This window comes from Acidocella sp. MX-AZ02 (genome assembly GCF_000306035.1).
GTDB lineage: Bacteria > Pseudomonadota > Alphaproteobacteria > Acetobacterales > Acetobacteraceae > Acidocella > Acidocella facilis.
In genome coordinates, this window is sequence record NZ_JH976207.1 from 288,179 (window position 1) to 307,223 (window position 19,045).

22 protein-coding genes and 1 other RNA gene are annotated in these 19,045 nt (G+C 65.9%); 11 read left to right on the top strand and 12 right to left on the bottom strand.

All coding sequences use genetic code 11. The features are described from left to right. Nucleotides 1-3: 3 nt before the first annotated feature. Nucleotides 4-537 carry a peptide deformylase gene (def, locus tag MXAZACID_RS01390; RefSeq protein ID WP_008492217.1) on the bottom strand — a complete coding sequence of 178 codons (534 nt, stop codon included), beginning with the start codon at nucleotides 535-537 and terminating at the stop codon, nucleotides 4-6. Between the two features lie 135 nt (nucleotides 538-672). Here def and MXAZACID_RS01395 point away from each other — a divergent pair, with 135 nt between their 5' ends. From MXAZACID_RS01395 to MXAZACID_RS01415, 5 genes are all read left to right on the top strand, one after another. Next, complete coding sequence (locus MXAZACID_RS01395) at nucleotides 673-1,125, top strand: Hsp20 family protein (protein WP_008492218.1); 453 nt, start codon at nucleotides 673-675, stop codon at nucleotides 1,123-1,125. A gap of 166 nt (nucleotides 1,126-1,291) precedes the next feature. Further along, a complete protein-coding gene (locus MXAZACID_RS01400; RefSeq protein WP_008492219.1) occupies nucleotides 1,292-1,546 on the top strand; it encodes a DUF1150 family protein in 255 nt (84 codons plus the stop codon). 179 nt (nucleotides 1,547-1,725) lie between these two features. Then, the gene (gene hisG / locus MXAZACID_RS01405; RefSeq protein WP_240376484.1) at nucleotides 1,726-2,373 is read left to right on the top strand and encodes an ATP phosphoribosyltransferase; all 648 of its coding nucleotides are present in this window, start codon (nucleotides 1,726-1,728) and stop codon (nucleotides 2,371-2,373) included. Beyond that, nucleotides 2,370-3,659 carry a histidinol dehydrogenase gene (gene hisD / locus MXAZACID_RS01410; RefSeq protein WP_008492222.1) on the top strand — a complete coding sequence of 430 codons (1,290 nt, stop codon included), beginning with the start codon at nucleotides 2,370-2,372 and terminating at the stop codon, nucleotides 3,657-3,659. Before hisG ends, hisD begins: the two co-directional genes overlap by 4 nt. Next, the gene (locus tag MXAZACID_RS01415) at nucleotides 3,656-4,513 is read left to right on the top strand and encodes a beta-1,6-N-acetylglucosaminyltransferase (RefSeq protein WP_008492223.1); all 858 of its coding nucleotides are present in this window, start codon (nucleotides 3,656-3,658) and stop codon (nucleotides 4,511-4,513) included. The genes hisD and MXAZACID_RS01415 overlap by 4 nt, the downstream gene beginning before the upstream one ends. On the opposite strand, the gene MXAZACID_RS01420 is transcribed toward MXAZACID_RS01415, so the two are convergent. The 5 genes from MXAZACID_RS01420 to ffs all read right to left on the bottom strand — a co-directional run bounded on the left by MXAZACID_RS01420 (nucleotide 4,443) and on the right by ffs (nucleotide 8,940). Next, the gene (locus MXAZACID_RS01420) at nucleotides 4,443-5,909 is read right to left on the bottom strand and encodes a pyridoxal-dependent decarboxylase (protein WP_008492224.1); all 1,467 of its coding nucleotides are present in this window, start codon (nucleotides 5,907-5,909) and stop codon (nucleotides 4,443-4,445) included. The two genes, MXAZACID_RS01415 and MXAZACID_RS01420, sit on opposite strands and share 71 nt — an antisense overlap. 189 nt (nucleotides 5,910-6,098) lie before the next feature. Further along, complete coding sequence (gene recR / locus MXAZACID_RS01425) at nucleotides 6,099-6,692, bottom strand: recombination mediator RecR (protein ID WP_008492225.1); 594 nt, start codon at nucleotides 6,690-6,692, stop codon at nucleotides 6,099-6,101. A gap of 16 nt (nucleotides 6,693-6,708) precedes the next feature. Then, nucleotides 6,709-7,032 carry a YbaB/EbfC family nucleoid-associated protein gene (locus tag MXAZACID_RS01430; RefSeq protein WP_008492227.1) on the bottom strand — a complete coding sequence of 108 codons (324 nt, stop codon included), beginning with the start codon at nucleotides 7,030-7,032 and terminating at the stop codon, nucleotides 6,709-6,711. Next, the gene (locus tag MXAZACID_RS01435; protein WP_008492228.1) at nucleotides 7,033-8,805 is read right to left on the bottom strand and encodes a DNA polymerase III subunit gamma/tau; all 1,773 of its coding nucleotides are present in this window, start codon (nucleotides 8,803-8,805) and stop codon (nucleotides 7,033-7,035) included. 36 nt (nucleotides 8,806-8,841) lie between these two features. Then, an RNA gene (ffs, locus tag MXAZACID_RS18115) (signal recognition particle sRNA small type) lies at nucleotides 8,842-8,940 on the bottom strand. An 85-nt stretch (nucleotides 8,941-9,025) separates the two neighbouring features. Here ffs and nudC point away from each other — a divergent pair. Then, the gene (gene nudC / locus MXAZACID_RS01440; protein WP_039884857.1) at nucleotides 9,026-9,907 is read left to right on the top strand and encodes an NAD(+) diphosphatase; all 882 of its coding nucleotides are present in this window, start codon (nucleotides 9,026-9,028) and stop codon (nucleotides 9,905-9,907) included. Nucleotides 9,908-9,977: 70 nt separating this feature from the next. Here the strand turns inward: nudC and MXAZACID_RS01445 are convergent, their stop codons facing one another. Then, nucleotides 9,978-10,379: a hypothetical protein gene (locus MXAZACID_RS01445; RefSeq protein WP_008492230.1), complete on the bottom strand. Its 402-nt coding sequence runs from the start codon at nucleotides 10,377-10,379 to the stop codon at nucleotides 9,978-9,980. Here MXAZACID_RS01445 and MXAZACID_RS18645 point away from each other — a divergent pair. The 4 genes from MXAZACID_RS18645 (at nucleotide 10,354) to MXAZACID_RS01460 (ending at nucleotide 13,574) form a co-directional block, all read left to right on the top strand. Next, nucleotides 10,354-10,746 (top strand): hypothetical protein, encoded by a 393-nt coding sequence (locus tag MXAZACID_RS18645; protein WP_205619718.1) that lies wholly within the window; start codon nucleotides 10,354-10,356, stop codon nucleotides 10,744-10,746. The genes MXAZACID_RS01445 and MXAZACID_RS18645 overlap by 26 nt on opposite strands. Before the next feature lie 445 nt (nucleotides 10,747-11,191). Then, nucleotides 11,192-11,683 (top strand): UPF0262 family protein, encoded by a 492-nt coding sequence (locus MXAZACID_RS01450; protein ID WP_008492231.1) that lies wholly within the window; start codon nucleotides 11,192-11,194, stop codon nucleotides 11,681-11,683. A gap of 29 nt (nucleotides 11,684-11,712) precedes the next feature. Beyond that, complete coding sequence (mtnA, locus tag MXAZACID_RS01455; RefSeq protein ID WP_008492233.1) at nucleotides 11,713-12,801, top strand: S-methyl-5-thioribose-1-phosphate isomerase; 1,089 nt, start codon at nucleotides 11,713-11,715, stop codon at nucleotides 12,799-12,801. A 2-nt stretch (nucleotides 12,802-12,803) separates the two neighbouring features. Next, a complete protein-coding gene (locus MXAZACID_RS01460; protein ID WP_008492234.1) occupies nucleotides 12,804-13,574 on the top strand; it encodes a DUF2272 domain-containing protein in 771 nt (256 codons plus the stop codon). A gap of 57 nt (nucleotides 13,575-13,631) precedes the next feature. On the opposite strand, the gene MXAZACID_RS01465 is transcribed toward MXAZACID_RS01460, so the two are convergent. From MXAZACID_RS01465 to MXAZACID_RS01475, 3 genes are read right to left on the bottom strand one after another with little or no spacing between them, the layout of a single operon-like run. After that, nucleotides 13,632-14,552, bottom strand: coding sequence for an HlyD family secretion protein (locus MXAZACID_RS01465; protein ID WP_008492235.1), 921 nt, complete (start codon nucleotides 14,550-14,552; stop codon nucleotides 13,632-13,634). Beyond that, nucleotides 14,549-14,773 (bottom strand): DUF1656 domain-containing protein, encoded by a 225-nt coding sequence (locus MXAZACID_RS01470; RefSeq protein WP_008492236.1) that lies wholly within the window; start codon nucleotides 14,771-14,773, stop codon nucleotides 14,549-14,551. Before MXAZACID_RS01470 ends, MXAZACID_RS01465 begins: the two co-directional genes overlap by 4 nt. Continuing rightward, a complete protein-coding gene (locus MXAZACID_RS01475) occupies nucleotides 14,770-16,785 on the bottom strand; it encodes an FUSC family protein (RefSeq protein WP_008492237.1) in 2,016 nt (671 codons plus the stop codon). Before MXAZACID_RS01475 ends, MXAZACID_RS01470 begins: the two co-directional genes overlap by 4 nt. Before the next feature lie 200 nt (nucleotides 16,786-16,985). On the opposite strand from MXAZACID_RS01475, the gene MXAZACID_RS01480 reads away from it, so the two are divergent. Then, nucleotides 16,986-17,681, top strand: coding sequence for an NAD-dependent deacylase (locus tag MXAZACID_RS01480; RefSeq protein WP_008492238.1), 696 nt, complete (start codon nucleotides 16,986-16,988; stop codon nucleotides 17,679-17,681). A gap of 42 nt (nucleotides 17,682-17,723) precedes the next feature. On the opposite strand, the gene MXAZACID_RS01485 is transcribed toward MXAZACID_RS01480, so the two are convergent. Beyond that, nucleotides 17,724-18,446, bottom strand: coding sequence for a hypothetical protein (locus tag MXAZACID_RS01485; protein WP_008492239.1), 723 nt, complete (start codon nucleotides 18,444-18,446; stop codon nucleotides 17,724-17,726). 151 nt (nucleotides 18,447-18,597) lie between these two features. Beyond that, the coding region (locus MXAZACID_RS01490) for a UTRA domain-containing protein (protein ID WP_008492241.1) at nucleotides 18,598-19,045 on the bottom strand (448 nt) is incomplete at its 5' end.

The window sequence follows — 19,045 nt, forward strand, 5'->3', positions numbered from 1 at the left end:
CGTTCAGCCTTTGGCTTTCTGCTGTTTGGCCAGCTTGCGCAGCAGCATGTTGCGCTTCAGCGCCGAGAGATAATCCACGAACAACACGCCGTTGAGATGGTCGATCTCATGCTGCAGGCAGGCGGAGAGCAGCCCCTCGGCCTCGATCTCCTGCTTTACCCCTTGCAGATCCTGGTAGCGCACCTTCACCCGCGCCGGGCGGGTAATTTCGGCGTAGAGGTCCGGGATGGAGAGGCAGCCTTCCTCTTGCGTGGCGAGCTCATCGGATTTGGCGATGATTTCCGGGTTGATCAGAGCGAGCGGGGCGGGCTCGTCCTTCGGCGCCACGTCGATCACGATCACCCGCAGCAAGGAATTGATCTGGTTGGCGGCGAGGCCGATGCCGGGCGCCTTGTACATGGTCGCGAACATCGAGGGCACCAACGCGCGCACCGCGTCCGCATCGCCAGGCTGCACCGCGCGGGCGACCTTGCGCAGCACGGATTCGGGATAGATCATGATCGGCAGCAGCGGCGCGTCGGTTTGTGTCTCTGACATGCCACGCATGTAATCCCCCGCGCGGCGGGCTGCAACGCGCCCTCTTGCATCGCTGTGAAACCGTGCCAACATGAAGCCCCGGATGCCTCGAACGAGGGTCCTTAACCGCTTCGCTCATTTGGGGGAGCCTTGACCATGACGACACGCGTTTTCACCTCGCCTTTATTTCTCGGCTTCGACCATCTGGAACAGATGATTGAGCGGGCGGCGAAAAATTCCTCGGACGGGTATCCGCCTTACAATATCGAGCAGCTCAGCCCGGTTTCGCTGCGAATCACCCTCGCGGTGGCCGGATTTACCATGGATGACCTGCAAATTACCCTGGAAGATAACCAGTTGGTAATACGCGGGCGCCAGACTGACGATGGCCAGGGGCGGGTGTTCCTGCATCGAGGCATCGCGGCGCGGCAGTTCCAGCGGGCCTTCGTGATCGCGGAAGGGATCGAGGTGAAGGGCGCTTGGCTGGATAATGGCCTGCTGCATGTGGATCTGATCCGCCCAGTGCCGCAGCCGGTGGTGAAGACCATCCCGATCGCGCGCGGTCAGGGCAAGGTGACCGCCCCGACCCGCATGGTGGATGGGGACTGAGCCGGCAGGACGAATGCGCGCCTGAGATAGGTCAGCGCGGTATTTAGGTCAGCACGGTTGATGTGACGGAAATTTGACGGCGCCGGGCTGATCCCGACGCGAGACTATGACGTATACAGGAACCCTGGGCCGAAAGAATCCGCCGGGGAGCCCGAAAGGATGACAGATGAACATCAAAAACCATGACGGCACGACCAATTTCGTCCCAGGCACGGTCCTGGACATTCATCACATCTCGCCCGCCCAGCTGGCCCAGCTGGGGATGGAGGAGATTGCCTTCGTGAAGCCGGTGGTGACGGAACAGGGGCCCGCCTTTGCCATTCACGCTGCCGATGGCACGCCGATTGCCATTGCCGATAATCCGCAGCTGGCGGCGGCGGCGATCATCCAGAACGACATGCTGCCGACTCTGGTGCATTGATCCGCGGGCATTGATCCAGGGGCATTGATCCAGGGACATTGATCCAGGCGCGGCGCCGCGCGGTTGAATATCGAGAGGGCGGATCGGGCGCGGGGCGCCGATCCGCCCTTTTGCGTTTCTTCCCCTTGCTTTGAGGGGCGCGCTAGCCTCGAAGCGGGGGCGATGGTATGGGCGCGGCCATGTCCATCGTGCTCGCATTGCCCAAGGGGCGTATCCTGAAAGAGGCCGGCCCCATGCTGGCCCATGCCGGCCTGGTGCCGGAGCCGGAATATACGGATGAGAATTCCCGCAAGCTGCGGTTTTCCACCAGCCATCCGGATGTGGATGTGATCCGGGTGCGCTCCTTCGATGTCGCCACCTTCGTCGCCTTCGGGGCGGCGGAGATCGGCATTTGCGGCGGCGATGTGCTGATGGAATTCGATTACCCGGAGGTTTACGCGCCTTTGGATCTGGGCATCGGCAAATGCCGCATCTCGGTGGCCGAGCCGAAGGACGATGCCGGGCAGACCGATCTCTCCCGCGTCTCGGCCCTGCGCGTGGCCAGCAAATATCCCAACACCGCCAAGCGGCATTTCGCCCGGCGGGGGATTCAGGCGGAGATCGTCGAGCTGTCCGGCTCGATGGAGCTGGCGCCGGGGCTGGGGCTGTCGCGGCTGATCGTCGATCTGGTGCAGACCGGCAGCACGCTGAAGGCCAACGGGTTGGTGGAGACGGATGTGATCGCGCAGGTGTCCTCGAAGCTGATCGTCAACCGGGTGGCGCTGAAGACGCGGCCGGATGAGATCGGCACCTGGATCGAGGCGTTTCGGAAGGCGTTGGCGGCATGAAGATATTCTCAACCGGGCAGGATGATTTCGAGCGCCGATTCACCGCGCTGCTGGAGCGGCCGCAAGGGGAGGAGAATCTCTCCGGCGTGGTGCGGGCGATCATCGAGCGGGTGCGCGAAGAGGGCGATGCGGCGCTGCTGGATTATACTGCGCGTTTCGACAAGCAGGTGCTGGAGGCGGCCGGCCTGCGGGTGAGCCAGGCCGAGCTGGATGCGGCCGAGGCGCAGACGCCGAAGGAACTGCGCGAAGCGTTGAAGATCGCGGCGCGGCGGATCGAGGCCTTCCATCAGGCGCAGATGCCGCGCGATATCGAGTTCACGGACGATCTCGGCATTACCGCCGGGATGCGCTGGGGGGCGCTGGATGCGGTGGGGCTATATGTGCCCGGCGGCAAGGCGGCCTATCCCTCCTCCGTGCTGATGAATGCTATGCCGGCCAAGGTGGCGGGGGTGAAGCGCATCGCCATGGTGGTGCCGGCGCCTGGCGGGGTGTTGAACCCGCATGTGCTGGCGGCGGCGAATGCGGCGGGGATCACCGAGATTTATCGCGTCGGCGGGGCGCAGGCGGTGGCGGCTCTGGCTTATGGCACCGCCAGCATCGCCCGGGTGGACCGGATTGTCGGCCCCGGCAATGCTTATGTGGCGGAAGCGAAGCGGCAGGTGTTCGGGGCGGTGGGGATCGATTCCATCGCCGGCCCGTCCGAGGTGCTGATCCTGGCCGATGCCAGCGCCGACCCGGTGCAGCTGGCCTATGACCTGCTGGCCCAGGCCGAGCATGATGAGGATGCGCAATCCATCCTGGTCACTGACGATGCGGGGCTGGCGGCAGCGGTGGAGCGCGAGGTCGCGGCCGCGCTGGAGAGCCTGCCGCGCCGGGACATCGCCAGCGCCAGCTGGGCGCGGCATGGCGCGATCATTCTGGTGCGCGACTGGGACGAGGCGGTGGAGATTTCCAACCGCATCGCGCCGGAGCATCTGCAACTGATGCTGGCGGACCCGCGGCCGGTTTTCGCCAAGGTGCGCCATGCCGGGGCGGTGTTCCTGGGCCGCAATACGCCGGAGGCGATGGGCGATTACATCATCGGGCCGAACCATGTGCTGCCGACCTCCGGCACAGCGCGTTTTGCCTCCGGGCTGTCGGTTTATGATTTCCTCAAGCGCACCACCTACGCGGCGGTGCCGGAGGCCGGACTGAAGGCGTTGGGGCCGCATGCGGTAACACTGGCGAAGGCCGAAGGGCTGACGGCACATGCGCAGAGCATCGCGGTGAGGCTGAAGCAGGAATGAGCGCGAACGGCAATGAGATTGCCGTTCTGTTGCTCTGCCATGCCGCCCCCGAGGGGCTGGGCGGCATGGCGCGGTTTTTCGCAGATAGCGGGTTCGACCTGTTCGCGCATGTGGATGCGAAGGTGGATGAGGCGCCGTTTCGCGCCCAGGCGCCTTGGGTGCAGTTCATCTCACCGCGGCTGGAGGTATTCTGGCGCGGCTTTTCCATGGTGGAGGCGACGGTCGCGCTGATCGAGGCGGCCCGCGCGCGGCGGCCTTATGCCCGCTATATGCTGCTCTCCGACGATACGGTGCCGCTGCAATCCCTCAGCCTCATTCGTAATGCCCTTCTGGGCGATGAGGAATTCGCCGCCTTCGGCCCGGTCGAGGCGCATCGCGGGCGTTATGAGGGGTATTTTCTGTTCGACAGCCCGGCGACGCAGCTGCGCTGGATCCCCGGCGTGCAGCGCGTGGTGACGCCAGGTTTGATCGCCCGGGTGAAACGGGCCGAAGCGCTGATGGCGCGGGGCAAGGCGCCTTTGCCGGTGTTCTGGTACGGTTCGCAATGGATGGCGCTGACCGCGCCCAGCATCGAGCGCATCCTGGCGCGCTGGCACAGTGATGAGTGGCTGCGTGAATCCTTCGCCTTCGCCGATGCGCCCGATGAATCCTATTTCCAGACCATCCTCGGCGAGCAGCTGGGCAGGATTGATCGCGGGCTGGTCTATGTGGATTGGAGCACGCCGGAGCCGCCGCGTGTGTTCACCGAGATCAGCGCGCTGGAGGCGGTGGAGCCGGGCGGGTTCATGTTTTTGCGCAAGGCAAGGTTGGCACCTGAGGCGCTGCGGCAGTGGGTCGACCGGCTGCGAGGCTGAGGCGGCGCAGGATTTCCTCCACCAGCGCGTCGATATCCGCCTCGTTGGTACGGTGATTGACGATGGCGCAGCGTATGGCTGTGCGGCCGGCGATGCTGGTGGTGGAGGGGGCGAACAGGCCGTCCTCCTGTAGATCCGCGACCAGATCCGTGAGCTGCTGGTCGCTATAGCCCTCGATGGCGAAGCAGACGATGTTGAGCGCCGGGGGGCTGAGCAGGGTGAGGCGCGGTGCTGCCAGCACGTGGGCAGCCAGGCGCTGGGCCAGGGCGCAGCTGGTTTCCACCACGCCGGCCAGCCCCTCGGTGCCGTAGGCGCTGAGGCTCATCCAGACTTTCAGCGCCGAGAAGCCGCGCGAGAGATCCGGCCCGAGATCGCACGGCCAGGGAAAGCCGCCGGCGAGGCCGCGCGGGGCAGCGGCGAGGTAGCTGGTGGCCTGGGCGAAGCTGGCGTTGTGGATGGTGGCGTCGCGCACCAGCAGGCAGCCGCAGGAATAGGTCACCTGCGCCCATTTATGGAAATCGAAGGCGATGGAATCCGCTGACCCCAGCCCCGCCACCAGATGCCGCTTGGCCGGGGAGAGCGCGGCCAGGGCGCCGAAGGCGCCGTCGACATGGAACCAGAGCCCATGCTCGTCGGCGATGCGCCGGGCCTCGATCAGATCGTCAAAGGCGCCGGTATCGACGCTGCCGGCAGTGCCAGCGATGAGAAAGGGGGTGAGGCCGGCGGCCTTGTCCGCCGCGATGGCGGCGCGCAGGGCTTCCATGTCCATGCGCATCTGCGCGTCCAGCGGGATTTTGCGCAGGGCAGAGCGGCCCAGCCCGGCCATGTCCATCGCCCCGGTGATGCAGCGATGCACACCTGCCGAGGCATAGGCGACGAGGTTGGTCCCACTGATGCCGGCCTCATGCCCGGCCTCGCCCAGCGCCTTCTGGCGGGCGCAGAGCAGGGCGCAGAAATTCGCCATCGAGGAGCCGGTGAGCAGCACGCCGGAGGTGCCGGCGGGCATGCCCAGCATGTCCGCCGCCCAGGCGATGACCTGGCGCTCCACCGCGATGCCGACATGGTCGCGCCCGCCGCAATTGGCGTTCATCGCCCCGGCCAACAGCTCCGCCAGCATCGAGACCGGATTGCCGCCGCCATGCACCCAGCCCATGAAGCGCGGATGCAGATTGCCGGTGACGTAAGGCTGGATATCGGCCTGGAAACGCTCATAGAGGGCTTCGGGGGCGGTGCCGGTGGTGGGCAAGGGGGCGGTGAAACCCTGGCGCACCTCCTCCGGCATCTTCTGCCAGACCGGCTGGGTGCGGATGCTGGAGAGATGGTCCAGCATGTCGTCGAGCATCTGGTGCCCGAGGGCGCGGAGGGAGGACCAGTCGGTGGGGTCGAGCGTGCTCATGGGGCCTGTTAAACGGGGCGCGGAGATTTTTCCAGAGCTCTTATTTGCAAAAGTTTTTGGGGGTGTGGGGAGTTTTTTCAAAAAGTCCCCACGAAGGTTTGGGGGTGGCTGCGGCGTTGCCAGCGCCCCAAACGTTTTCGCCGCTTTTTTGTAAAAAAGCGGCACTAAAAAACTTTTGCAATTTTTCAGTTAGTTGGCTGCGCCGCGTGCCCGCAGCGCCGTCGCCAGCGTACCTTCATCCAGCACCTCCAGCGCGCCGCCAATGGGAACACCCTGGGCCAGCCGGGAAAGCGGGATGCCAAACCGTTTCAGCCGCTCGGTAAGGTAATGCGCGGTGGCCGCCCCCTCCACGGTCGCGGGCAAAGCCAGGATGATCTCCTCGACCGGCGCCGCCTCCAGCCGGGCAAGCAGCGGGGCGATGGCGAGGTCTTCCGGCCCGCGCCCGGCCAGCGCCGAGAGGGTGCCGCCGAGAATATGGTAGCGGCCGCGATAGACATGGGCGCGCTCCAGCGCCCAGAGATCCGCCACCCCCTCAACCACGCAGATCCGCGCCTCGCGCAAAGGCTCGGCGCAGATGGCGCAGGGGTCGGACGAATCAAGATTGCCGCAGACCGTGCAGCTGCGCACCGCAGCGGCGGCGGCCTGCATGGCATCCGCCAGCCTGGCCAGGCCGCCTTCCTTGTCGCGCAGCAATTTCAGCACGATGCGCCGCGCGCTGCGCGGACCCAGCCCCGGCAGGCGTGAAAACAGGCCGATCAGCTGTTCGAGTTCGGGGCCGCCCATCTATTCTGTAACCGGTTTAGAACGGCAGCTTCATGCCCGGCGGCAGCGGCAGACCGCCCATGGCGCTCTTGGTCTCGGCTTCCATGATCGCGTCGATCTTGGATTTCGCATCGGCATGGGCGGCGGAGATCAGATCTTCCAGCATCTCGGCCTCGGCCGGGTCGATCAGCTTCGGGTCGATCTTCACCCGCTTCAGCGCGCCCTTGCCGGAGAGGGTGACCTTCACCAGGCCGGCGCCGGCGACACCTTCCATCTCGGTGGCTTCCAGCTTGGCCTGCATGTCGGCCATTTTCTGCTGCATCTGGGAGGCCTGCTTCATCAGGCCGGCAAGGTTCTTCATTTACTCGTCTCCTTCATAGAGTTCGTCGGGCGGCACCAGGGCGGCCCAGTCGGCGGGCAGCTCCGGCTCCTGCTCCGGCGCGTCTTGCGTGTCTAGCTTGGTTCCGGGGAAATGCGCCAGAATCGCCTGCACCAGCGGATGCGCCAGCGCCTCGTCCCGGGCCTGGGCGGTGGCCACCCCTTCCTGCTCGTCGATGGTCGGATCGCCGCGTTCATTGGAGAGGGCGATGGTCCAGCGGCGGCCGGTTTCCTCCTCCAGCATGCGCGAGATTTTGGCGACGAGGTCGCGCGGGATACGCGGATCATCGGCCAGGCGCATCTCGATCACCGGCGGGGCGAAGCGGACCAGATGCACGGATTGGCGCAGATGCGCGTAGAGCATCACATCGCGCTTGGCCTGGGCGAGGCCGACGACATCCAGGAAGGTCAGCGCGCGGGGCGCGGCAGAAGCCTGCATCACCACGTTGCCGTTGGCCACGGCCCGGGCACCGCCACCACCGCCACCGGCCGGTGCGCCGCCCAGCGCGGCGCCGGGATTTTCGGTGAGTTTCTTCACCAGCTCGCCCGGCGGCGGCAGATCGGCCACGTGGCAGAGGCGGATCAGGATCATTTCCGCACCGGCGCGCCGGTCCGGCGCGGCCTCGACCTCCTGCAGCCCCTTGAGCAGCATCTGCCAGAGCCGGCCGAGGAACGGGATGGAGAGCATCTCCGCCAAAGCGGCGCCGCGGGTGCGCTCCATCTCCGGCAGGGCGCCGCTCTTGGCCAGGGACGGCACGGATTTCATCCTGGTGAGCAGATGGGCGAGGCCGAGCAGGTCCGAGAGCAGCACGCCGGGATCGGCGCCGCGCTCATAGCTTTCATCGGAGATGCGCAGGGCGGCCTGGATGTCGCCTTGCACCACCGCATCCATCAGATCGAACACAAAGCCGCGATCGGCGAGGCCCAGCATGTCGGCCACCATCGGGCCGGAGATTTCGCTGGCATCCTCCGCACCGCGGGCGATGGCCTGGTCGAGCAGGGAGAGACCATCGCGCACCGAGCCATCGGCGGCGCGGGCGACGAGGGTGATCGCGGCCTCGGAGATCGAGACGTTTTCGATGCCGGCGATGCGGGTGAAATGCGCGGCGAGCACCTCCACCGGCACGCGCTTGAGGTCGTAACGCTGGCAGCGTGAGAGCACGGTGATCGGCACCTTGCGGATTTCCGTGGTGGCCAGCACGAATTTGATATGCGGCGGCGGCTCCTCCAGGGTTTTCAGCAGCGCGTTGAACGCCGCCTTGGAGAGCATGTGCACCTCATCGATGATGAAGACTTTCACGCGCGCCGAAAGCGGCTTGAAGCGCGTCGCCTCGATGATCTCGCGGACATCGTCCACGCCGGTATTGGAGGCGGCGTCCATCTCCACCACGTCCGGGTGGCGGTCCGCCAAGATGGCTTTGCAATTCTCGCAGACGCCGCACGGGTCCGGGGTGGGCCCGCCGGTGCCGTCCGCGCCGGTGCAGTTGAGGGCGCGGGCGAGGATGCGCGCGGTGGTGGTTTTGCCGACACCGCGCACGCCGGTGAGCATGAAGGCATGGGCGATGCGGTTCATCGCGAAGGCGTTGCGCAAGGTGCGCACCAGCGCGTCCTGGCCGATCAGATCCGCGAAGGTCGTGGGGCGGTATTTGCGGGCCAGCACCCGGTAGGCGGCGGCCTGGGGGGCTTCCTGCGCCGGTTCCTCGCCGAACAGGTTGGGGCCCGGCGGCGGGGCGTCTGGCGCATCGTCGTCGAACATACCCATGTGTGGCGCGGACCTTGTAGCCAAAAGGAAGGTGGGAGACCGGACAACGACCCATGCGAAATCCGTTGTGGCTGCTGCCTTCCGGCCCTGACCAGGTTGGCGGGCCGCGATGTCCGCCGCCGATCTCCCGTGCCGATTATCGCCTGTGCGGCGTCTGGATGCAAGCTTGGCAGGGCAAAGGGGGCATGCCACATGAGCAGGCATGGATTTTACCATGAAAGATCAGCCGAATCATTATAGCGGCGGGGCGCTGGACCGGGCCGCGCAGCTGCGCGAGGACGCGGCCTGGCAGGAACGCGCCGGGGCCGATGCGGCGAGCCGGGTGGTGCTGCTGCATGATGGCCAGGTGCTGGTGGAGGACAACGAGGCCCCGCGTGCGCGGCTGCTCGCACCGTTCCGCACGCCGGATCTGTTCCTAGGTCTGGCCGAGGGGATCGCCTATTTCGCCTGCGACGTGACCGGCGAAGCACTGCCGGACGGGGTGGTGCAAGAGGATTTCGTGCCGCTGCGCGGGGTGAATGCGTTGCTGCCAGAGTTGGATGCCACCTTGCTGGCGACGGCGCGTGGCATGTTCAACTGGCGCCGTGCGCATAAATTCTGTCCGCTCTGTGGCGGCGCGATGCAGGCGGCGCGCGCCGGCTGGGTGCTCGCTTGCGCGGCTTGTGGCACGGCGCATTTTCCGCGCACGGATTCCGCTGTGATCATGCTGGCGACGCGCGGCGACCAGGCGCTGCTTGGCCAGTCGCACCGGTTTCCGCTGGAGAAGAATATGTATTCCACCCTCGCCGGCTTCGTGGAGCCGGGCGAGAGCCTGGAAGATGCGGTGCGCCGGGAAGTGTTCGAGGAAACCGGTGTGCGCGTCGGCGCGGTGTTTTATCACTCCAGCCAGCCCTGGCCGTTTCCGGCCTCCTTGATGCTGGGATTTCAGGCGGAGGCGATCAGTGAACAGATCGTTCTGCAGGAGGATGAGATGCGCGATGCGCGCTGGTTCAGCCGGGCGGAGATCCGCGACCATGCGGCTTTGGGCTTTGGCCTGCCCGGGCATGATTCCATCGCGCGGCGGCTGATCGAGGATTGGCTGGCCCAGGGGGCGTAGCGGCGAAGGGCGCATAAAAAAACAGGCGCGGGTGAGCGCGCCTGTTTTGCATTGCGTCGGCCGATGCGGCTTACTCGAAGGTCTCGGAGATCGAGGGCACGATGTCCATGGTCTCTTCAGCGAACACATCATTCATTTCCGGCGCGGGCGGCGGCGTTACCTTGGCGCGCGGCTTGCGCGGGGCGGCCGGCTTCTTGGCGGCTGCGGTGGTCTTCTTCGCGGCCGGCTTCTTGGCGGCTGCGGTGGTCTTCTTCGCGGCCGTCTTCTTGGCGGCTGCGGTGGTCTTCTTCACGGCCGGCTTCTTGGCGGCTGCGGTGGTCTTCTTCGCGGCCGGTTTCTTGGTGGCGGCGGTGGTCTTCTTCGCGGTCGTCTTCTTGGCGGCGGCGGTGGTCTTCTTCGCGGTCGTCTTCTTGGCGGCTGCGGTGGTCTTCTTCGCGGTCGTCTTCTTGGCGGCGGCGGTGGTCTTCTTCACGGCCGGCTTCTTGGTGGCGGCGGTGGTCTTCTTCGCGGCCGGTCTTCTTCACGGCGGCGGTCTTCTTCGCGGTGGCGCGCACGGCCATCGGCTGCGCGCGCTCAGTGGTGGTCTTGTCTTCGATGGTCACTGGTCATGCTCCTTAGCGTTCAAGGTTATCATTGAGTTCCGGGTGGTCGTGGTCCGGCACAGAAACGTCTTGTTCTACGGCTGGGTAGGCCGTCCTTCTTTGGTTCCGCGTGCGGTTTCCTTGACCGCGAAATTCAGACATGGTGCGCGATGCGAATCGCGCAATGCACGCAAGATTCGCTATTCAGCTTCCGCGCTGCGCCTGTCAACAAAAAGCAGCACTAAACTTCTGTCCTGACGCATTTTTTTACAGCAATGTGCAAGACATCCACAGTGTGGAGGCCCAGCGCCGCAATTTTGCCACGCCGTGTTCCTGGTTTCGCCATCGATCGTCGGCGCTGCGTGCTTCGAAAAGATTTAGAAAATATCAATCAAAACCGGATCAGTCCGGCGCCGTTCCGGAGCGTGTGGCATGTTGGCGGGCGGGCAATGGCGTCTTGGCGAGGGGTGTGGCGCGTCGGCGCGGCTTTGAGGGGACGATCGCATTTGTCGTTGCCGCGCGGAATCGCTATGCTCGGTCCCGACGGATAAGCGCGTATGGCCCGGCCTGGATCAGGGCAGCGCCCGGCGGAGCGGGCGACGGGTGAGGCGTGACGAAGCATAAGACGTGACGAAGCGTAAGACGTGACGGAACAAGAGAGCGAGACGAAGCGCGTAATCTTTCCAAGGGGCGAGCAGGTGACATGGTGGATGCACAAGGCACGGATGCAACCGGCAGGCTGACCAAGGTGGTTCTCGAGGGCGAGGCCCTGCACCGCATCTCGGCCCTGCAGCAGGCGGATCGCGAACAGGCGGTGCGTGACCTGGCGCAGGAAAATGAATTCCACCTGCCCGGGCATCCGGATTTGCAGAGCATTCTGCATCTCTCCATCCAGGAAGGCCGGCTGGTGTTCGATGTACGCGATGCGCAGGATGCGCCGGTGCAGGCGGTACTGCTGGCGCTGGGGCCGTTCAAGATGCTGATCCGCGATTACCAGATGTTGCTGGATTCCTATGCGATGGCGGTGGCGGAGGGGCGCGAGGCGCGCATCCAGGCGATCGATATGGGCCGGCGCGGGCTGCATAATGAAGGGGCCGAGCTGATGATCGAACGGCTGGGCGGCAAGGTGGTGATTGATTTTCCCACCGCGCGGCGCTTATTCACCCTGGTCTGCGCTTTGCACCAAAAATTGTAGCACTTAGAACTTTAGGATTTTTTAACGCCATGAAAATTGACGGCACACCCTATCGCTCGATCTGGGTCGACGAGACCGATGGCTGGTCTGTCCGCATCATCGATCAGACCAAGCTGCCCTGGAATGTGGATCTGGTCCGGCTGACGACGCTTGAGGAAATGGCGCATGCGATCAAGGCGATGCTGGTGCGCGGCGCGCCGCTGATCGGCGCCTCGGCCGCCTACGGCGTGGCGCTGGCGATGCGCCATGATGCCGCCGATGCGGCGCTGGCGCAGGCGCTGGAGGTGCTGGGCGCGACCCGGCCGACCGCGATCAATCTGCGCTGGGCGCTGCGGCGCATGGGGGCGGCATTGCAGAGCGTGGAGCCGGCGAAGCGCGAAGCCGCCGCCTACGCGGAAGCGGCGAAGATCTGCGATGAGGATGTCGCGGTGAACGAGGCGATCGGCCGCAACGGTCTGGCGCTGATCGAGGAGAAGGCGAAATCCGGAAAACGGGTGAATATCCTGACGCATTGCAATGCCGGCTGGATCGCCACGGTGGATTGGGGCACGGCGCTGGCGCCGATCTATATGGCGCATGATGCCGGGATCGACGTGCATGTCTGGGTGGAGGAGACCCGCCCGCGCAACCAGGGCGCCTCGCTGACCGCCTGGGAGCTTGGCAAACATGGGGTCAAACACACCGTCATCGCCGATAATGCCGGCGGGCATTATATGCAGCATGGCGAGGTGGATCTGGTGATTGTCGGCACCGACCGCGTCACCCGCCAGGGCGATGTCTGCAACAAGATCGGCACCTATCTGAAGGCGCTGGCGGCGCATGATAATAACGTGCCGTTCTGGGTGGCGCTGCCGTCCTCCACGATCGATTGGACGATCCGCGACGGGGTTTCCGAAATCCCGATTGAGGAGCGGGCCGCTTCCGAAGTGACGACGATGACCGGGCGCGCGATGGATGGCTCGATCGCCACGGTGCGCATCGTGCCGACCTCCAGCCCCGCCGCCAACCCGGCCTTCGATGTGACGCCGGCGCGGCTGGTGACCGGGCTGATCACCGAGCGCGGGTTGTGCGAAGCGACGGAGAGCGCGCTGACCGGAATGTTCAGCGACCTCGCGTGAGGATGGGTTTAAAAAAAGGCGGCGGTTTCGCCGCCTTTTTCAGTCTGGCGCTGCTGGGCGCCTGCGCGCCGCAGAACCATGCGCCGCCTTTTGCCAACCAGCCTTATGAAGCCTTCTCGCGCAGTGCCGCGGTGGCCATCGCGCTGCGCGAATGGCGGCTCTGGGGCGAGCATGTGGATGATGGCGACGTGCCCTATGTGCAGCAGGCCGGCACCATGCCCGAGCGCGCCCAGGGGCTGTGGCAGCGCGTCGGCGAATATTGGTGGGAAGGGATGAACGCCGGCGAGCCGGATGCGCGCTGGACTGGCAAGCATGATGCCCAGGGGCGGGTTTTCCCGGTGCGGGTGAATGGCGATTATGCGTGGTCGGCCGCCTTTATCTCTTATGTGATGCGCATTGCCGGAGCGGGGCCGAAATTTCCCTACGCGCCGGATCACTCCTTTTATATAGATTATGCGGCGCGGCCTTATCGGCCGGGGAAGTTGCTGATCGCGGAGAACCCGGCGGATTATGCGCCGCGCCTGGGGGATCTGGTGTGTTTTCCGCGCGGGGCCGCGCGTGACCTTACTTATAATGATCTGCCCACGAAGGATCATTTCCCCGCCCATTGCAGCATCGTCACCGGCGTGGCGGCGGGGGAGGTGGATGTGATCGGGGGGAATGTGGATGACGCGGTGACGCTGGAGCATCTGCACATTGACGCGCAAGGCCGGCTGCAAGGCAACAAGGACAACTGGTTCGTCGTGCTGCGCGTGCTCTACGCCCAGAATTAAGTGAGCAAAAGTTTTTGGGGGTATGGGGGCTTTTTTCAAAAAGCCCCCATATCTTAACTAGTTTTTGCGTTTCTCCGGCTGCACGCTCACCGTCGCGGTCAGCCCGGCGACGAGATGGAGGCCGGCCGGCACCTTGTCGATGGCGATGCGTACCGGAATACGCGCCGCCAGCCGCACCCAGGTGAAGGTGGGGTTCACATCCGCCAGCAATGTGGGCGCGGCGACACGTTCATTATCGGTGATGCCGGAGGCGAAGCCTTGCACATGGCCCAGGATCGGCGGGCCGCCCTGCAGCAGCTCGACGCTGGCTTTGTCGCCGACCTGGATGTGATGCAGCTTGGTTTCCTCGAAATAGCCATCGACATAGAAGCTGTCCGTATCGACGATGGCGATCACCGGCTTGCCGGCGGCGACGTAATCGCCGGGCCTCATCGAGAAATTCGTCACCCGCCCATTCACCGTCGCGCGCACCGTGCTGCGGGTGAGGTTGAGCTGGGCGACATCGAGATTGGCCTGCGCCGCCGCGGTGGCGGCCTGCGCTTGCGCGTAGGCGGCTTCGGCCGCGCGGGACTGGGTGCTGGCGTCGTCGCGCGAGATCGCGGAGGCCGCGTTGTTGGAGAGGGCGGCGTAGCGCGCGGCGTTCTGCTGGGCGTTCTGCATCGTCGCCTTGGCTTTGTCCTGCGCCGCCTGGGCCTGGGCGAGGGCGGCTTTGGCCTGCGCCATCGCCAGGTTGAAACGCGACGGGTCGATCTGGAACAAAGGCTCGCCAGTATGCACGAAATCATTATCATGCACGAACACCTGCACCACCGGGCCGGTCACGTCAGGGGCGAGAGAGACGACATCCGCGCGCACGCGGCCATCGCGCGTCCAGGGATCGTCCATATAATAGATCCAGAGCTGCCAGCCGACGAGCCCGGCCAGCACCACAACCACCAGGGTGACGAGAAAACGGCTGACGAAATTTGCGGATTTCATGGGGCTCCGGGGGATGAAAGGAAATGCGAGGTCAACAGCCAGACCAGCCCGGTGAGCAGCACCAGGAGGCAGAGATCGAAGAGCGGGCGATGCCAGACGAAACGGTAGGCGCCGATGGCGGAAAGCCCGCGGCGCAGCGCCACGGAGAGCAGCAGCGCGATGCCGATCCAGATCAGCAGCGGGGGAAACAGCACGCCGTAAATGTTGATTTCACCGATCATTCTGCCACCAATGCCTGGCTGTGGGTCTGGAAAATGGGAGGTGCCGCCTCGGGAAACAGCACGCTGCGCAGGCCCGAGAGCACCATCAGCGCGGCCCGGTGGGCCAAGGCATCATGCATCAGCGCCGCCATCGCGCTGTCCAGCGCGTGCATCAGCGCGTCCGGCGCGGGCTGGCGGGCATTGCCCTGATAATGCGCCGCGATGCCATCGAAGATCAGTTCACAGCAGCGCCGTGCCTCGGGCGGCAGCCGCCATTGCTCGCGGTGCAGGGCGATGATGTTGAGGCCGACGCGCAAATCCACCAGCACGCCGGAGGCGGCACTATCGGCGCCGCTGGCCACGGCGGCGAGGCGCGGCATCATCAGCCCCAGACGGTCCATCATGATGCCGGTCAGGGCGGCGCGGTCATGCGGGAGGGCGGCCTGCGCGGCGGCGGCGACATCGCGCCAGTTGGCGCGCATCAGCCGCTCCGCACTCCAGGCGGCACCGACCGAGCGCACGATGCGGGTGAGGATCAGCGCCGACCCCAGCCCGACGATCAGGCTGAAGGAGCTGTCCGCGAACGGCACGAAGCTGGTGTGATAGCCATTGCCAAGGCCAAGCTGGGTCGCGCCGACCGCGCCGATGACCATGCCGGTGCCGAACGTGGCGGGGCGCGAGACCAGCACGCCCGTCATCAGCCCGGCGGGGAGCAGCACCAGGTAAAGCTCGTCGAACCCCACCACGCGGGGCAGGATGGCGAAGCTGTAGACGAAGATGCCGATGATGACGATGACGGCGTTGCGCAGCATCTGCGCGATCGCCGGGGCGGGATCGTCCTGCGCGGCGAAGAAGGAGCAGGCGACGGCGACCATGATCGCCGCCCCGGCGCCGTAGGCCCAGCCGGTGGCGATCCAGAGCGCGCAGACCAGCAGCACCGCGCCGGCGGCGGAGGTGGCGGAGAGGAAGGCCAGCTTATGGTCGCGGTTCTGCTTGGTGATGGCGATATATTCGGCATCCAGCGCCGGGCTGGCCGGGGGCGGCGGTGCGCCTTCGGTGACGAAACGGCGCAATTGCCGGGAATGGCTGGAGATGCGCACCAGCTCCTCCAGCCGCAGCGCCAGGCTGGCGCGCAGCAGCCCGCCCCAGTCCGGCGTGTCATGGTCCAGCGTCTGGATGTCGTGCAGCAGCGCATCGGCGCCATCCGCCTTGCCGCTCTGCACCCATTGATCGGTGGCGGCGAGCACGGTTTTCAGCTTCGGGGTCAGCGCGTCCAGCCGGCGCAGCTCGGCGACGCGCTGGCCGATGGAGCTGAGGATCGGCATCAGGCTGATCACATACATGCGCAGCCTCGTCACCTGCCGCACCGCCGATTGCATGTTGGAGACGTCATAGGCGAGCTGGGAGACCATCATCGCGGTGTCGGTCGCCTCGAAGGCCAGACGACGGCGGGCCTCGCGCGCGGCCTGGGATTCACCGTCGCCCGCCAGCGCGGCGCTGGCCCAGTCCACCCCCGGCTTGACCCAGGAGCTGATGCGCCGCGCCAGCACCGGGCCGATCGAGCGCGGCAGGATGATGGTGCCGATGATGGTGGTGCAGACAATGCCGAGGGTGATCTCCTCGCAGCGGGTCAGCGCCGTCTGGAAGACATGGCTGGGATCGGTGACCGAGGGGAAGCCGATGATGCCGGCGGTGTAGCCCGAGAGCATGAAGGTATAGGCGCGCGGGCTGCGGTCCATCAGCGCGATATAGAGGCACATCGCCACCCAGAGCGCCATGGCGATGCAGAGCAGCACCGGCGCGTTGACCAGGTTGGGCACCAGCACCACCGCCGCGGTGCCGCCGATCAGCGTGCCGAAGAAGCGATAGACGGCCTTGGAGCGCATCGCCCCGGCATAGGGGTTGGCGACGATGAAGGCGGTGGCCATCGACCAGTACGGGTTGTCCAGCCCCAGCCAGCAGGAGATGAAGAAGGCGAGCATGGCGCCCGTGAAGGTCTTCAGGGCAAAGAGGAGTTCGTCCGGCTTGGGCATTATCCCCTGCAAACAGGAAAAAACGTCAGGAAGGTAGATGTTCTTTGCAAGGCGGCTCTGCGGCGCCCCGGCTGGCTGATTGGGCTTATGGTTTCGGCGGGTTTCAAGAGCTTCTTATCGGATGCGCGGCCGGGGCGGAAGCGGTTTGCATGAGGCTGCGGCCCTGATAGCGTGAAAGGACGCAGACGAGGAGGCAGGCGGTGAATATCGTGGTGCTGACAGGGGCGGGGATCTCGGCGGACTCAGGCATTGCCACGTTTCGCGCGGCGGACGGGCTGTGGGAAAATCACAGCATCGAGGATGTGGCCTCGCCGGAAGGGTTCTTGCGGGATCCGGCGCTGGTGCATCGCTTTTATAATCTGCGCCGGGCCCAGCTGAACCAGGTGGCGCCGAATGAGGGGCATCTGGCGCTGGCGGCGCTGGAACAGGGCTGGCGCGGGCGGGGTGAGTTTCTGCTGGTGACGCAGAATGTGGATGATCTGCATGAGCGGGCCGGCAGCCGGAATGTGCTGCATATGCATGGCCAGTTGCGCCGGCTGCTTTGCGCGGAATGCGGTGCGGCGGGGCCGTGGCTGAATGAGTCCGGGGTGGAGACGATCTGCCCGGCCTGCGACGCGGCGGCGATGCGCCCGGATATCGTCTGGTTCGGGGAGATCCCGTATTTCATGGATGAGATTCTGGAGGCGCTGGCGCGGGCGGATGTATTCTGCGCGATCGGCACGTCGGGGGTGGTGTATCCGGCGGCCGGGTTCGCGGCTGAGGCGCGGCGAAACGGGCGCGGCTGCGTGCTGTATGAGATCAACCCGGCGCCGACCGGGGGGCGTTATTTCGACCATGTGATCGAAGCGCCGGCTAGCGCCGGCGTGCCTGAATTCCTGCGCCGGCTGGGGCTTTAGGTTCGCAAATGTTTATTGGGGGGTCAAAGTTCTCCCATGTTCTTAACTTGCCCGCCGGCTGGAGAGCCGCGCCGCGAGCGTGGCGGCGGCCCCGCTCAGCCCGGTTTCATCGGTAAAGAAAGCCAGTTTTTCGCCCGCGGCGAGGCGGCTGCGAAGGGTGGCGGCGAGCGGGGCGGCGGCGTCCGCGCTGGCGGGCAAGGTGAGGATTTCCAGCGCGCCGGGGGCGGTGAAAGGATGGCCCTGCGCCGCGATGAGGGCGACGATGCCGGCCTCGCGCAGCAGCGCCAGCCCGTCCTCTGGCTCGGCCTGGCCGAGGGAGAGCACGGCCAGACGCCCCGGCTCGGCCCAGACCAGCTGCGCCCCTTGCGTGACGGGGGAGGGTGGCGGCAAGGCGACCAGCGAATCGAGCGCGGCGCGGATTTCGTTCTGGATGGAGGTGAGGTCCATTCCTGCCAGGCGCGGCGCGGTGGCAGCTTGGGGGGCCATGGCCGCGCGGGTGGCGTGGCGGCGGAAGGCGAAGCCGGTTTCCGGGGCGGGCTGGGATTCGGGTTCGGGTGCGGCGGGCTCAGCCGGTGGCACGAGGCGCGGCGTGGCCTCCACCTTCATCGGCGGCGCGGCGCGCAGGAAGGCGTGCAGATCATCCTGCGGGCCGCTGGCCGGGGCCGTCTGCCGGCGGCGGCCGGCCAGGAGGTCGATACAGAGCGCCAGTATGCCGAGGCCCAGAACCCCCAGCCCGGCGCTGAGATACAGCGTGTCTTGATCCAAACGGCTCCGCCTCCAACGCGGCTCCCTGGAAATTTACGCGTCCGGCGGCGGTTTGAAAAGCGGGGCGGGGGCGCCTGTGTCGCCCACACCCAAACGTTGTTCGCCGCTTTTTTGAAAAAAAGCGGCCCAAAAAACTTTTGATTTTAAAGAATTAGCCTGGCCGGGCGTGGAAATCCGCCAGCTTGTAGCGGCTGCCCAGGCTGTAGCGGCTGCCAGGATGGGTAAGCAGTGAGCGCGTGGCGGGGCCGGCCGGGGTCCAGGTGCGGCGCAGCAGGCAGAGGCAGGCGTCCTGGGGGTCCAGGCGCAGCAGCGCTTGCAGCTTGGCATCGGCCAGGGTGGCGTGGATGACATGCTCCACCTCGCTCGGCGGGGAGATGGTCTGCAGATAGCGGTTCGGGGTCTGGCGGGTGAAATCCTGCGCCAGATAATCTGGGGCGAAGCCGGGCGAGACATAGCGCTGCTCCAGCTGCACCGGGATTTCATCCTCGAAATGCAGGATCTCGGAATAGAACAGCCTGGCGCGCGGGCGCAGGGCGAATTCGGCGGCGATGTCCGCTGGCGCGGGGCGGGCTTCCAGCGCCAGCACCTGCGCGCGATGG

What these genes read in the sequence shown, in the direction of transcription:
- def (WP_008492217.1), bottom strand. Translation starts at nt 537, where the DNA reads ATGTCAGAGACACAAACCGACGCGCCGCTGCTGCCGATCATGATCTAT.
- MXAZACID_RS01395 (WP_008492218.1), top strand. Translation starts at nt 673, where the DNA reads ATGACGACACGCGTTTTCACCTCGCCTTTATTTCTCGGCTTCGACCAT.
- MXAZACID_RS01400 (WP_008492219.1), top strand. Translation starts at nt 1,292, where the DNA reads ATGAACATCAAAAACCATGACGGCACGACCAATTTCGTCCCAGGCACG.
- hisG (WP_240376484.1), top strand. Translation starts at nt 1,726, where the DNA reads ATGTCCATCGTGCTCGCATTGCCCAAGGGGCGTATCCTGAAAGAGGCC.
- hisD (WP_008492222.1), top strand. Translation starts at nt 2,370, where the DNA reads ATGAAGATATTCTCAACCGGGCAGGATGATTTCGAGCGCCGATTCACC.
- MXAZACID_RS01415 (WP_008492223.1), top strand. Translation starts at nt 3,656, where the DNA reads ATGAGCGCGAACGGCAATGAGATTGCCGTTCTGTTGCTCTGCCATGCC.
- MXAZACID_RS01420 (WP_008492224.1), bottom strand. Translation starts at nt 5,909, where the DNA reads ATGAGCACGCTCGACCCCACCGACTGGTCCTCCCTCCGCGCCCTCGGG.
- recR (WP_008492225.1), bottom strand. Translation starts at nt 6,692, where the DNA reads ATGGGCGGCCCCGAACTCGAACAGCTGATCGGCCTGTTTTCACGCCTG.
- MXAZACID_RS01430 (WP_008492227.1), bottom strand. Translation starts at nt 7,032, where the DNA reads ATGAAGAACCTTGCCGGCCTGATGAAGCAGGCCTCCCAGATGCAGCAG.
- MXAZACID_RS01435 (WP_008492228.1), bottom strand. Translation starts at nt 8,805, where the DNA reads ATGTTCGACGACGATGCGCCAGACGCCCCGCCGCCGGGCCCCAACCTG.
- nudC (WP_039884857.1), top strand. Translation starts at nt 9,026, where the DNA reads ATGAAAGATCAGCCGAATCATTATAGCGGCGGGGCGCTGGACCGGGCC.
- MXAZACID_RS01450 (WP_008492231.1), top strand. Translation starts at nt 11,192, where the DNA reads ATGGTGGATGCACAAGGCACGGATGCAACCGGCAGGCTGACCAAGGTG.
- mtnA (WP_008492233.1), top strand. Translation starts at nt 11,713, where the DNA reads ATGAAAATTGACGGCACACCCTATCGCTCGATCTGGGTCGACGAGACC.
- MXAZACID_RS01460 (WP_008492234.1), top strand. Translation starts at nt 12,804, where the DNA reads ATGGGTTTAAAAAAAGGCGGCGGTTTCGCCGCCTTTTTCAGTCTGGCG.
- MXAZACID_RS01465 (WP_008492235.1), bottom strand. Translation starts at nt 14,552, where the DNA reads ATGAAATCCGCAAATTTCGTCAGCCGTTTTCTCGTCACCCTGGTGGTT.
- MXAZACID_RS01470 (WP_008492236.1), bottom strand. Translation starts at nt 14,773, where the DNA reads ATGATCGGTGAAATCAACATTTACGGCGTGCTGTTTCCCCCGCTGCTG.
- MXAZACID_RS01475 (WP_008492237.1), bottom strand. Translation starts at nt 16,785, where the DNA reads ATGCCCAAGCCGGACGAACTCCTCTTTGCCCTGAAGACCTTCACGGGC.